The 13,141-nt window shown below is 47.3% G+C and carries 14 protein-coding genes and 1 pseudogene; 2 read left to right on the forward strand and 13 right to left on the reverse strand.

The genetic code is table 11. From position 1 onward, the window contains the following. Window positions 1-34 precede the first annotated feature (34 nt). Window positions 35-418: a hypothetical protein gene (locus M1D59_RS17990; RefSeq protein WP_095292305.1), complete on the forward strand. Its 384-nt coding sequence runs from the start codon at window positions 35-37 to the stop codon at window positions 416-418. Window positions 419-454: 36 nt separating this feature from the next. On the opposite strand, the gene M1D59_RS17995 is transcribed toward M1D59_RS17990, so the two are convergent. The 8 genes from M1D59_RS17995 to M1D59_RS18030 form a co-directional block, all read right to left on the reverse strand. Next, window positions 455-1,090, reverse strand: coding sequence for a response regulator (locus M1D59_RS17995; protein ID WP_023856231.1), 636 nt, complete (start codon window positions 1,088-1,090; stop codon window positions 455-457). Window positions 1,091-1,093: 3 nt separating this feature from the next. Then, window positions 1,094-2,158 (reverse strand): two-component system sensor histidine kinase LiaS, encoded by a 1,065-nt coding sequence (gene liaS / locus M1D59_RS18000; protein WP_023856232.1) that lies wholly within the window; start codon window positions 2,156-2,158, stop codon window positions 1,094-1,096. Continuing rightward, entirely contained in the window at window positions 2,155-2,886 is a 732-nt protein-coding gene (gene liaF / locus M1D59_RS18005) for a cell wall-active antibiotics response protein LiaF (RefSeq protein WP_130569246.1), read from the reverse strand. The genes liaS and liaF overlap by 4 nt, the downstream gene beginning before the upstream one ends. A gap of 30 nt (window positions 2,887-2,916) precedes the next feature. Beyond that, on the reverse strand, window positions 2,917-3,780 hold the full coding sequence (liaG, locus tag M1D59_RS18010) for a LiaG family protein (protein ID WP_411202684.1): 864 nt from the start codon (window positions 3,778-3,780) through the stop codon (window positions 2,917-2,919). A 106-nt stretch (window positions 3,781-3,886) separates the two neighbouring features. After that, a complete protein-coding gene (gene liaH, locus M1D59_RS18015) occupies window positions 3,887-4,570 on the reverse strand; it encodes a stress responsive protein LiaH (protein WP_023856235.1) in 684 nt (227 codons plus the stop codon). A 20-nt stretch (window positions 4,571-4,590) separates the two neighbouring features. After that, window positions 4,591-4,977, reverse strand: coding sequence for a protein liaI (locus M1D59_RS18020; RefSeq protein ID WP_023856236.1), 387 nt, complete (start codon window positions 4,975-4,977; stop codon window positions 4,591-4,593). Window positions 4,978-5,149: 172 nt separating this feature from the next. After that, window positions 5,150-6,103: a pectinesterase family protein gene (locus M1D59_RS18025; protein WP_411202685.1), complete on the reverse strand. Its 954-nt coding sequence runs from the start codon at window positions 6,101-6,103 to the stop codon at window positions 5,150-5,152. A gap of 131 nt (window positions 6,104-6,234) precedes the next feature. After that, complete coding sequence (locus tag M1D59_RS18030) at window positions 6,235-6,813, reverse strand: cob(I)yrinic acid a,c-diamide adenosyltransferase (RefSeq protein ID WP_101561488.1); 579 nt, start codon at window positions 6,811-6,813, stop codon at window positions 6,235-6,237. A 185-nt stretch (window positions 6,814-6,998) separates the two neighbouring features. Here M1D59_RS18030 and M1D59_RS18035 point away from each other — a divergent pair, with 185 nt between their 5' ends. Continuing rightward, on the forward strand, window positions 6,999-7,745 hold the full coding sequence (locus tag M1D59_RS18035; RefSeq protein WP_105981213.1) for an SDR family NAD(P)-dependent oxidoreductase: 747 nt from the start codon (window positions 6,999-7,001) through the stop codon (window positions 7,743-7,745). Window positions 7,746-7,794: 49 nt separating this feature from the next. On the opposite strand, the pseudogene M1D59_RS18040 reads toward M1D59_RS18035, so the two are convergent. From M1D59_RS18040 to dapA, 5 genes and pseudogenes are all read right to left on the reverse strand, one after another. Continuing rightward, window positions 7,795-8,223 (reverse strand): annotated as a pseudogene (locus M1D59_RS18040) (4-hydroxythreonine-4-phosphate dehydrogenase PdxA); the annotation flags it as partial. Window positions 8,224-8,326: 103 nt separating this feature from the next. Beyond that, a complete protein-coding gene (locus M1D59_RS18045; protein ID WP_128822988.1) occupies window positions 8,327-9,505 on the reverse strand; it encodes a sialidase family protein in 1,179 nt (392 codons plus the stop codon). Beyond that, window positions 9,505-10,908, reverse strand: a complete 1,404-nt coding sequence (locus tag M1D59_RS18050) for a sodium:solute symporter family protein (RefSeq protein ID WP_025809865.1) — start codon at window positions 10,906-10,908, stop codon at window positions 9,505-9,507. The genes M1D59_RS18045 and M1D59_RS18050 overlap by 1 nt, the downstream gene beginning before the upstream one ends. Before the next feature lie 68 nt (window positions 10,909-10,976). Further along, window positions 10,977-12,146 carry an iron-containing alcohol dehydrogenase gene (locus M1D59_RS18055; protein WP_023856244.1) on the reverse strand — a complete coding sequence of 390 codons (1,170 nt, stop codon included), beginning with the start codon at window positions 12,144-12,146 and terminating at the stop codon, window positions 10,977-10,979. Between the two features lie 4 nt (window positions 12,147-12,150). Then, entirely contained in the window at window positions 12,151-13,053 is a 903-nt protein-coding gene (gene dapA / locus M1D59_RS18060; RefSeq protein WP_216919553.1) for a 4-hydroxy-tetrahydrodipicolinate synthase, read from the reverse strand. Window positions 13,054-13,141: the final 88 nt, after the last annotated feature.

The raw sequence follows: 13,141 nt of genomic DNA on the forward strand, positions 1-13,141 counted from the left end.
TTTCTGATAAAATGTGTGTGAAAGGGTGATGAGCTTGAAGCGGATATTGCACATGACAGGCATTTTTTTGATTGCAGCGGCCGTCATTTTGTCCGGATTCATTATCAGCGATGTCGCTTATGATCCGTTTATGGAGGATTCGCAGTCGATGCTTTTCTTTACGATCGGCACATACCTCACCACTCCGTTTTTTTGCTTCATCGGCGGATTCATTTTGCTAGGCATCGGCAAATTGATCGACTTGCAGGAGAAGCACAATGCCATAGTAACCGAGCGGCTCAACATCATTTGCCAAAACGGCACAGCGGGCGAACATGCACGCGAGGAAAACGAGACCGCCCAACTTACCGCCCGCACGGTTGAAACAGATTCATTCACTCTTCCTGCAGATGAGGACCGAAAATATTGGAACGGCTGAAAAACGGCTTTCTTGAGAAAGCTGTTTTTTGTTTTGTCAGTCGACAAGTTTGTTTCGGTGGGCGTAGACTGCGGCTTGTGTCCGGTCGTCGACTTCAAGCTTGGAAAGGATGTTTGTCACATGCGTTTTAACTGTTTTAATGGTGATAAATAATTCTTCGGCAATATCTTTGTTCGTTTTGCCTTCTGCTACAAGCTTGAGAATTTCCAATTCTCTCGCTGTCAGCGATTGATGAAGGGGCTGTTCGCCGGCTGAATGTCTCAGCTTGGACAACACTTTTCCTGCGACTTTGGCTTCAAGCTTTGGTTCTCCAACGCTCGCAGCCCTGATCGCATCGGCGATTTCACTCGCTTTCGACGTTTTCAGCAAATAGCTGAGCGCTCCGGCTTCGATGACCGGATAGACCTTGTCATCATCAACGAAGCTCGTCAGAACGATAATTTTCGGATCGGCAAGCTGCCGGCAAATTTCTTTCGTGGCCTCAATTCCGTCCATCCCTTCCATCACAAGATCCATCAAAATCACGTCGGGTTTGGTTTCAAGCGCCAATTCAACGCCGCGCTTCCCGTCTGATGCTTCTCCAATCACTTCAATATCAGGCTGGGATTCCAGGAAAGCGGCCAGCCCCATTCTCACCATTTCATGATCATCAATTAACAATACTCGAATCACCTTTTAAGCCTCTCCTTTTTGTTGTTCAAAAATCGGAACCTTTACATCAACCTGTGTTCCTTTTCCCGTAAATGAAATGATTTCGGCCACTCCTCCGACTTCACTGGCCCTTTCCTTGATCGAGTTCAGCCCGTATGAAGATGTTTTGACGGCGTCCATCATAAATCCTTCACCGTTGTCAATGACTTTCAACTGGAGCTGCTTGTTCCTGAGCAGCAGTCTGACGGTGACTTTTGTCGCTTTTGAATGCCGGAACACGTTTGAGAGCGCTTCTTGAACGATCCTGAACAGGTGGTCTTCCACACCTTTCGGAAGTTTGCCTGCATCCTCGATCTCCCAATCGATGTCGACCGACTGTTTCGCTTTAAATTCTTTCAAAAGATCTGCAAGCCCTTCTTTTAAACCTTTCCCTTCAAGGGTAACAGGTCGTAAATGCAAAAGCAGCGCCCTCATTTCATTCTGGGCGTCGGCCGCCATTTTTTCGACCATTTTCAGCCTTTGAGCGAGCTTTTCGTCAGCGGCAGCATCGATCCCCTCCAATACCGCCGAAGTCATCATGGAAATCGCAAACAGCTGCTGGCTCACCGCATCATGCAATTCGCGCGCAAGACGCTGCCGTTCTTCAGAGATCACCGATTTTTTCATTTGATCCTGCCATTCCGCTCTCTCGTTGGACAGCTTTTGCAAAGAGGCGACCTGTCTTTCGATCCGTTTGGCCATCTCATTGAGCTGGTCGGCGGCCAGTCCGATCTCATCGTCTCCAAGCGACGGAATCCGGTAGGCAAAGTTGCCGTTTTCGTACTTTAGAATGGATTCGATCAGCTTTTCAAGCCGTTTTTTCAGCTGATTGCCGAACATATAACCTGAGCCGAATCCGACAGCTGCGCTGATCAATGCGAGAAGCGCGATAAACGGAATTCCGAACCACCTGGAAACGATAAGCACCCTCGGATCCAGCTGGTAGTAAAACAGCATAAAGCCCAATACAGCAAGAAAAATCGTAAAGCTGACACCTAGGGATAAGCGGACGGCGCGCCATTGAATGTTTGCAAGCCTGTTCGTTCTCATATGAACCGCACATCCACATCGCCGATAAACAGCGAAATCGAAATTTTGACCCGTCGTGCCGACTGCTCGTAATTCTCTGTCTCGGTATAGATTTGATTGCCGATGCCGCTTTTTCGGCCGCCGATAACGTCAATGTCTCCAATGAACGCAGAGGAGCTGATGGACACTTCAAGGTCGGACGGGATGTAAATATCGACATCTCCGATCAACCCCGTGATGACGATGGTGTTTTCACCCTCTGAAATAATCGCTTTTGACAAATCGATTTTCACGTCACCGATAAACCCGGAGATATTCAAGTCATTTAAGTCAAAAGGTGTTTTCATCAATTTTACATCACCGAAAAAAAAGCTGCGCTGTCCCGGGCTGTTCTTCTCCTGAAGCGGCTTGGAATCCGTCTTTTCCTTCTCCCTGCCTTTCGGCTTATGGCGATCAAATACCGGCTGATTTGTCACCAGCCGGTACCCCGCATAAATTAAGAAAGCGGCAAAGAAGAAGCCGAACAGGCTGAATGTAATGCTGAAGATGTCCTTCAGCAGCAGAAAGCCCGCAAAGATATACATGACAGACCCGAGCCAGCGGCGGGAATATTTATGGAGAAAATAACCGGCAAAAAGAAAAGCGAGCGGCCAGAATAACGCGTCTCCAAGCCCGCTGTTTTGCAAAAATATGCTGATTCCGAAGAGTACGATGATCAGTCCGATCAGCTGGTTTTTAGTAAGACGCATGCTGACTCGAGCCCCCTTTCTTTTTGTTGATTACTCAATTGAGACATTCCCGCTCGTGATGGAGATGTCGATTTTATTTTTTCCATTTCCTTTTTTTCCAGTCAGTGTCCGCTTCTCATTGGCAACTTGATCAAATGAATAGGAATGACTGATGTTTCCGCTTGTCGACTCGGCTTTAAGACTGATGTCGGCATCATCGGGAAGTTTAAGCTTGGTGTTTCCGGATGTTTGTTTGATGCTCAGAGGATCATTGATCTCTGTAAAAGAAGCGCGCAAATTGCCTGAAGTCTGTTTGATGCTCAGTCTGCCGGTGACATTTTCAAGTTTTGTATGACCGGATGTGGAGCGGATGTCGCCATCTGTGGTTTGAACGTTTTCCAGCCTGACCGACCCCGAGGTCCCTTTTACAGAAAGGTCTACCGCCTGAAGATCATCGGCCTTGAGGCTGCCGCTTCCCGACTTCAAGGCTACATTTCGCAAATGCAGACCGCCGCCGGACAGTTTGACATTTCCGCTTCCCGAAGAAATCGCCAGATCTTCTTTATATTCAGAAGGAATCTTGACAATCAGCTCTTTTTTACTCCAGAAAAACGGCCAAAAGCCCTTCGAATCAGCGGAAAGCCGGAGTGTACGCCCCTGTTCAGACGAATCAAGCCGGACGTTTTTTCCCGAAATCTCAGCTTTTATATCATCGCGGTTTTCAGCTTGAATGTTGACTGTTATGCTCTTTGCATCAATGTCAATTTTATCGATGTCTTTTCCCTGTGCATGATATGTGCGGGCTGACTCGTCATCGAAGCCGAAGAATGAAAAGCCTTCGCGCCCATTCAACATCATCCCGACAAGGATAAGAATGCCGGCGATAATCAGCAGTTTTCCAACCGTTTTTTTCATTTGGATTACCCTTTCGGCTAGTAAGTGTATGCTCCTTATTATAAGGAAAATGATCTATGAAAGAAATCAAAAATTGCATAAGGGGCCTATGAGAGCCCCTATTCGTTTACGCATTTCCCGCAGGCGTCTGCTTTTCCAAGCCTGTCTTTTTAGCCCTCATTTTTTCCAGCTCTTCTTCTACCTCTTTTGCATATTCAAGGCGGCCGAATGGGCTGCTTGATGAAGCGGATAATTCAGCATAGCTGTTCGCCTTTGTTTCCATCTCTTCAATGCGGTTTTCCATTCTCATAAATTCCCGGTAGGCGCTTTCGCTGTCGATTTTATTAAATGATGCATTCATATGTTCTTTCGCTTTTACCGCGTTTGCCCTGGCGATCAGCGCATGCTTGCGGTCTTTGACATCGCGCAGTTTAATTTCGAGTGTCTCAAGCTGTTCCTTTAATTCGGCAAGCTGCTTTTTCGCGTGCTGGTGAGCGTCCTTATATTCGGCAGCTTTTTCTTCAAAATACTTCATTTCTGAGAGCGCCTTTTTAGCAAGTTCTTCTTCACCCGCATCAAAAGCGAGCTGAGCCTGGTTTCTTCGCTTGACAGCAAGCTTTTCGGCTTCTTCCACTTTTCCTTTAAAACTATGTTCAATTGTCTGCTGCTTGACAATGGTATGCTTCGCCTTAGCGATATCACTTTCCATGTCGCGTACGTATTGATTCAGCATCACCCGGGGGTTCTCAAGTTTATCCAATCCTTCATTTACTGATGCGACAAACATGTCTCTGATTCTTTTTAAAGCCATGATCTCGTCCTCCTAAAATATTATTTATTCTTTTTCAAAAAGTCTTCCCACTCTGCATCAAAGCCTGTGTCATATGAAGCTGCAGAAGGCTCCGTTTTCTCTGAATAAAGGATGTCATTCTGTTTGTCATCCTGCTTCATCATTTTCCATCCGAAATAAACCATCGCTGCAGCAACCGCGATGCCGATCAGAAACGGCAATGACCCTCCCAAAAACATGATGCCGAAGATCGCGGCCAGTACCGCGGCAAACTGGCGCCCTTCCTTCCATTTTTTCACGGAATAGAATAGAAGCAATGCTCCAATAGCACCTGTAACCAATCCGCCGAAATGGCCTCCGCCGAAAAACAGGGAGACGCCAAAAAGGATTAGAAAAAAGCCGATGATGGACTTTCCATTTATATTCATATTTGCTCCTCCTTTCTCGTTCATGTCTTTACTATAGTCAATTTCAGGCTTCGACAAAACGAGTCACAGATTGATTTTGCAGTACGACCCTAGTCGTACTGCAAATCGGACCCGCTCGCATAAAAAGACCGCTCATCTCAGCCAGAGAGCGGTCTTTCTGCACGTTGCCTTGCTATGATTCAACTTTAGGATTCCAGCCGTCCAATACGTTTTCAATTGTCCATTTCTCAGCCTCATGATCGGCAAGCTGCTTTCGATCCTCATGTGATATCGCACCAGGACCCGTATTCTCGTATTCATACAATCTGGCATCGGCTGCCGAAAAGCCCGACATATCCGTCCATCCTTCAGGCTTGATGTGTGCGCCTAAATCGCAGCGGTGATATAGTACACTGGCGATGGCGTCGGGGTCTCCTCCCGGATGCCAAGGGCGCCCGAGGTATACCGTTCCATCTGCGGCATCGCTTGTCAGTCTGCAGTTTGTCATCAATAAACCGAACGGCTTTGCGATATGCGTGCTCGCAGCTGTTACATAACCGTTATTGGTAGCGGACCCGCGGTCAGCGCTATGGATCTGGCACTCTTCAAACACTGCTCTTGCTCCTCCGAAAATGAAATCGACATCGCCTTCTATATAGCATTGATAAAAATATTGTGTACCGTCATTGACAAACAGTGTATCTTGTCTGCCTATAAACCTGACATGTTTGAACGTCATCCTGTTTCCTTTCGCATAAACCGCCACCGCTTGTGTATCGGTCGTATCGACTTTCGTGCGGTCGAACGAGTTTTCAAACGTCAGATTTTCAGCTTCAACATGATCCGCATAAATAAACACGCTTGAACTTCCGGTCGTGCCGTATTTCCCTCCTCCTTCCTTTTCTTTTCCGGCATAGTTGTCATACGTAATCACAGTCTCGTAACGATCTTCGCCGATCAGCTTCACAAACGGCTTTGTAGCCGGAATATGAACGACTTCTTTGTAAACTCCTTTTTTAATGAATATCACTTTCTGTTCCCGACTGTACTCAGGCAAAGCATCGATCGCCTCTTGAACGGTTTGAAATTCGCCGTCTCCATCCTTCGAAACCGTCAGCCGTATAGCAGCTGCCTCCCGATTAACCACTTGAACACTCCCTCTCTTTGAAAACGCTTACTTAAAGGTTTACGACAAAAAGCCGTTTTCCCCTGCCGGAAAACGGCTTGATTTGATCAATCGGCCCATTTCTGTTCGATAACGATTGGCGGATTTCTCATTCATGAGTTTTTCTTTGTCCGGAATACATCAGCGCTTCGTTCATATTCGACATCCACTTCCCCGAGCCGGTGATTGACAATGCGCGCCGCCGCAAATAAATAATCGGACAGCCGGTTGACGTATGGCAGCGCAAGCGGCGGAATGTCTTCTTCTTTGGCCAAAGCGACAATCTTTCGTTCAGCTCTTCTGATGACCGTTCTCGCCGCATGCAAAAATGATGCCGCTTCTGTTCCGCCCGGAAGAATAAACTTGGTCAGCCGCGGCGCTTCCTCGACATAGGCATCAATTCGTTCTTCAAGCATGGTGATTGATTCAGTCTTGAGCTTGCCTTCTTCCTGAACATTGACATACGCCAAATCAGTGCCGCAGTCGAACAGCTCATGCTGGATGGCGGTCAACTCTGACAGAACATCTTGAAACAACGCTTCTTCTGCTTTTAAATAAGACTGAGCCAGCCCGATGAAACTGTTTGCTTCATCCAATGTGCCGTACGCTTCCACTCTAAGATGATCTTTATCCGCCTTTCCGCCAATTAAACTCGTTTTTCCCTTATCGCCTGTTTTTGTGTATAGTTTCATTTCATTCTCCCTTCTTTATTACTTGTTTCTATAGTATACCCTGTTTCTAACGGCTGCAGGAATTGTTCCATTATGAAACAAAAAAACGAATAGCAATCATCAAAATAAAGTTTTGTTGAATAAAGAAACACTCAATTTTATAATAGACATGAAAACGGTTTTATTCAAAGACAGGTGGGATGAGGATGGAATTGAATCAGCAAACGGCGATTATTACCGGTGCAAGCCGCGGCATCGGCAAAGCTGTTGCAGAGACGCTTGCGGATAAAGGGGCAAATGTCGTCATCAACGGGACAAACGAAGAATTGCTCAAGTCCCTGTGCACACAATTGAATACTGAGAGAAAGCGCGCTTCTTATGTTGCAGGTGATGCCAGTTTGCCAGAAACAGCCTCGCTTCTCATAGCTGAAGCAAAACAGCAGTTTGGGCGGATCGATATTTTGGTCAACAATGCGGGCATTAATTTGCGGAAAACAACCATTGATACATCGCTTGAAGAGTGGAAAAGAGTGATAGATTTAAATTTAACCGGCACCTTTCTCATGTGTCAGGCTGTCATCCCGGAGATGATCATGCAGGGCGGCGGAAAAATTGTAAACATGAGCTCAACGACGAGCAAAACACCGCATCACAATGCCTCTCCTGCTTACGGTGCATCGAAAGCAGGCATCAACTATTTAACGATGCATTTGGCAAAGGAGCTCGCTGCACACCGCATTTATGTCAACGCCGTCTGCCCGGGACCGATTGAAACGGATATGAGCAAGCAGTGGAGCGAGGAGTATCGCGCAGCTGTCATTGAGCGGATTCCGCTGAAAATGATCGGCTCACCCGAGCATGTCGCAAATGTTGTCGCCTTCCTAGCCTCTGATCAATCTGATTTTATAACGGGCGAAACCATTAATATTAACGGCGGGACCTACATGAACTAAAAAGAAGAGCCTCCTTAACTGGAAGGCTCTTCTTTTATATATATGCCGCTCAAGCGGACCGGACGGACAGCACGATCGCCTGTCTCACTGCTTCTTCTAAACTCGCAGGATCAGCTTTGCCGGTTCCCTCATTATCCAAAGGCTGTTCCATGGTCAACACTCGTACGGATCATCGGCAGGCCGACTGTAATGCTCACACCGGCCTTAAGGCCAAGCGGACCGTGTCCTGGATCGTCATACATCGCCACCACTATATCAAAGTCGCCTCTCACTGCTCTGAAGAAAAGCGTGCCAGCGGACAGCGGACCGAATGCCTGCGGTCAACGCCAGGAACAATTTTCTCTTCTCCTTCTCCATGTTCAAACAAACCATTCTCACTGCCATGGGGGGTCATGCCGCATACGGAGATTTTCGGCTGCGGAATGCCTGCGCGAATGAGCGTGTCATACGCCAATTGAATTGTCGTGTACACCCGTTTCACATCACGAGGGAGTCCCTTCAAACGATTGGGACAGCCTCTCGAACTTAAATCATAAATGATATACCCTTCATTCCATCAAGTGCTGCGCGCTCAAACGGCTTTATTCTTGACCGGCAAAGGCCCATGTTTGCGGAACACGTACATATTTAATCGCCTGACGGTAGTACGTAAAGGCAATATGCAGATCACCGTCTTTCCCCTGCTTGATCGACGGATAGGAAAATTCGCGGTTGAGCTTGTCTTTTGAGTTGTTCGTCATCGCATAACCATCGCCGACTTCGATGTTTCTTTTGACAGGCCATGTGATGCCGCCGTCCTGTGAAAGGGCCAATGTCATCGGCGCCCTCGGAGCTCCCCAAAAGGCAGGCCGCGCTTCTGTGTCAACACCTGTTTTTGTATCATCCTCCTCCTCAATTTCATCGTATAAAGATGCTCTTCTTTCGGTCGTTTCATTCGCATTCATATGATTGTATACGAGAGCAAGCGTCCCATCTTGAAGGGCTGTAAATTGAATGGAGGAGTTGTTGTTCGGCAACTCCATCGGCTCAGGCTCTGACCAGGTGCGGCCGTTATCAATAGAGCGGCTCGAATAAATCGAGTCTGCAAAACGGCTTCTAAACAGCGCAAGCAATGTGCCGTCGCGCAGTTTTTCAATATTCATATGAACACAGCCGGTACTGCCCGGCACCTTCACTTCCTCCCACGTCTTGCCTTTATCAGACGAAATTTTCACCGCGCTGATGTCACGGTTTCCAGTCCATTTCACGCCCGGCAAGGTGATGCAGTAAAAGACAGGCAGCAGCCAATCGCCGTTATCCAGAACAATGAGCGGCTGGCGGATAAAAGTCCCGGCTTCGGCAAACAATGTGTCAATCTTACTCCATGTCCGGCCTCTATCGTCTGAAGTCCGGTATCTGACAATCGCTGTATCCTGATTGCCGGAAAGCTGTGCCGTATACATAAGCCAAAGCCGGCCGTCAGGCTCTTGAAAAAGCACAGGATTTTGTTCGGAGCGGGAAGGATCATCTGACAGCTTTTCTGCCTGTGTCCACTCATCGCTTCCTCTTTCAAGCCTTGACATGTAAATCGATATATCAGGAATGCCTTCCTGCGTTCCCCCAAACCAGACGCACAACAGATCACCATTATCCAGCTCCAGCAGGTTGGCTGCATGGTTTTGCGGGCAGTCTGTCGGCAAAAACGCATCCTTTCTGGCCGAGTCAGTTTTATTTTCTCTGATGCGCCCATCTATCGGCAGGGAAGTTTCACTTTGTTTCATCACAATTCCTCCTCCACATTTGACTCTTTTTTCGCAGGCGAGCTGATCAGACGGTCTAATACGAGCACAATAAACGGGACAATGATGGCGATGTACATGTTATCGATGCCAAACGGATTGTCCAGTAAATACCATACCGTCGTCGTAATACCTGAAAGCGTCAGACCAATTGTTGCTCCGCGGTTTGAATTGAAATATGGCAAATAAAAGCCCATCGCCGCCACAACGGCAATTGATGTCCGAAGCGCCCTCGTAAAGAAAGAAAGCGTTAACAATTCAGGCGCCAGCGCAACGCCGAGTAGCGGAATAAAACCGATGATAATCGAAACATATCTCGTGATTTTCATGCGCTGTTCCGGTGTCGGGTTTGCTTTCGGCACATAAAAATCATCAATGATCAGCGTCGTTGTCGCCAGCGCAACCGTCGAAACGCCGACGAAAATAGACGCCACAAGGGATGTCGCCACAACCGCGCTCAGCACAGGATTCATGTGCTGCATAAACACCGGGAATGCGTAAATTGGATCAATATCCGGGTACAAATACCGTGCAGCAACGCCGATGACTCCAATGGCAATCGCAAGCGGCAGACAAAGCAGCGCTGCATACAGCGTCGACTTCTTTGCATCTTTCTCACTTTTCGATGATGTAATAGCCTGTATAATAAACTGAGTCGCGAAAATCGCCCCCATGTTGCCGATAAACCAGGCGCCGATTGTCCCCCATCCGATGCTGCCGTCCCAAGTGAAGAAATGCTCCGGCAACTGCTGCGTCATCGGCTCCCAGCCTTTTGTCAAATAGAGGGCAACCCCTAAAGTGATCAGAACCCCAGCATATTTAACAAGAGAATGCAAAATCGTCACCCAGGCAACGCCCTTCATTCCGCCAAACGTAAAATAAAAGGTGCTGACAATCGCTGTAATGATCGCACACGTCATCAGCGGCAAACCTAAAATAGACGAAATTGCCGCCGATCCGCTTAAATAGTTTCCAAGATTCACAAGTAAAAGGGCTACAATCATAATGATAGAAACGACTAGCTTGGTCGAACGGCCAAACTTTTCACTAATAATGCCGGAGATCGTATATTGGCCTGTTTTATAAAATTTCCCGGCTAAGAAGTAGGAAAAAATAAAAAATGCAATCGAGACCGTTACAATCGACCATGAAGCCGCTAAACCATGTGTATAAGCTGATTCAGCGGTCCCAATTGTCGATTTGGTGCCGATGAATTCACTCATCAGCAGAATGCCGACAACAATCGCCGGCAGCGTTTTGGCAGCATTGTTGAATTCCGAACTTGATTTACTGCGAAACCGCATCGTCAGCCACGTCGTAAAAAGAATGTAAACCACAATCACTGCCAAAATAAACGTTATGATCGAACCGCTTAAGACATCCACCCAAACTCCCCCTTTGTTTGTGAGCCATTTACAGGCTCATGGTGAAAACCATGTACAGATCCCGGTACCTACATATCCAGCAATTTCAAATAGACGGCTTCAATCTCCGCAATGGACATCGGCTTTGGATTGTTATCCATGAGCCGTTTGACGTCGGCTGCCGCCTCTGCAAGCGATGGAACATCCTCTTTTGATACCCCGAATGTCTTTAAATTTTGCGGAATGTTCAAATCAGCGGTCCACTCTTCAATTTTCCGTATGACCCGCTCTGCTTGACTTGCCTTCGAACCCTTTGGTTCAATTCCAATCACGCCAGCCACATCCGAAAGACGGTCAATCACATGATCCGCATTGAATGCCGTTACATGCGGAAGCAGCATTGAATTGGCCACCCCGTGCGAAATTTTGTATTTTCCCCCGAGCGGGTAAGCCATCGCATGAACCGCCGCTGTTCCTGCGCTTGTCAAGGCCATTCCGCCATACATGGCGCCAATGAGCATTTTTTCTCTCGCTTCCAGATTATCTCCATGATGGTAGGCCTCCTGAATACTGGAGGAAATCAGTCTCATAGATTCAAGCGCAAACATGTCGCTGAATGGGTTTGCTTTGTTGGAAATATAGGATTCGAGCGCGTGTGTAAATGCATCCATTCCGGTTGCAGCTGTGATCGCTTTTGGAAGACCGGTCGTCAAAACCGGATCTAAAATCACAACCGACGGCAGCAGATAGGGACTGACCATACCAATCTTTAATTCTTTCTCCGGGAACGTCACAATCGCATTCGGCGTCACCTCTGACCCTGTTCCGGATGTTGTCGGAATCAGCACAAGCGGAACGCCGGGCTTTTCAACAAGATTCGTGCCAATCAAAGCAGAAATCGGTTTTTCATTTGTTTTCAGAACAGAGAGGATTTTAGCCGCATCTAGCACACTGCCTCCGCCAATTCCTAGAATCGCGTCATGGCCTCCTTCAGAAAAAAGCTGAAAAACCTCTTCGATATTTTGTTCCGTCGGCTCCGGCTGTATATCGGTGTTAATTTCACTTGAGATGCCTTTTTCGGCCAGCACCTCTTTCATTTGGTCTGCATAGCCGAGAGAAACGATCGACGGCTGAGTTAAAATAAACACCGAACGAATCTGATTCAAGCCGGTCTGATCTAAGTGATCGCCAAGCAAATTGAGTGAATGTGCACCAGCCTCAATTCGGGCGGCCGTTTGAAAATGATAAAGCGTCTTCATAACCTCACTGCTCCTTTGCCATTTTTACTTCAATTCCGTAGCCTTCGAGCATCTTTTTCACTTTTAGCAGCGGCTCTCCCGACAGCTCTGCAATCGGACTTTTAGGCGGCCCGACGGCAATGCCGGCAAGCTCTGCTGCTTTTTTTAGCGGTGCCGGCAGTGAACCGAGTGAAAACGTATCACGAAGCGGTTGCAGCTGATGTTGATAGCGCTCGCTCTCTTCAATGTTTCCTTGTTTAAAAGATTCATAGATTGAAACAACGGTTTTGGGAAGCACATTGGCTGTGGCAGCTACAGCACCTGTTCCACCCGCCTTCAATGTGTCTAAAATCAATGAATCAGTTCCTGCCAGGACGGAAAAGGACTGTTCTTTTGTACGCTCAAGATACGCCTTAATATTGGCGAAGCTGCCGCTGCTGTCCTTAATGCCGATAATGTTCGGCAATGCCGCCAGCCTTTCAACCGTTTCGGGCTCCAGTGATACGCCTGTTCTCGACGGAATGTTGTAGAGCAGGACGGGAAGCGTGACATTTTCAGAAACCGTGCGGAAGTGCTGATACAATTCCTCCTGCGAAGGTGCGACAAAGTATGGCGTAATAATCGAAAGAACATCCGCTCCGATATCCGCCATTTGATTGGATAAGGAAATGGTCGCCTCAGTACTGTTTTCTCCTGCCCCGATGAAAACAGGCACTCGTTTATTAACCGCTTTTACAACTGTTTCAGCAATTTGAAGCTTTTCCTCTTGCGAGAATAAATGAAATTCGCCATTTGTCCCTAAAGCAAAAATGCCATGGACGCCTGAATCAATAAGATCATTCACCAGCTTTTCGGCTGCGCCCGCATGAAAAGCCTGTTCTTTTGTAAGCGGTGTCAGTATGGCAGGGATAATCCCCTCTACTTTCAAGTGATCTCGCCTCCTTTGTTGCATTTTTAAACATTTAATTAGTAAAACGCTTTCACAAATTTTATTATAAAGGTGTTATGATTCATTT

This window comes from Bacillus sp. PK6-026, from assembly GCF_054161455.1.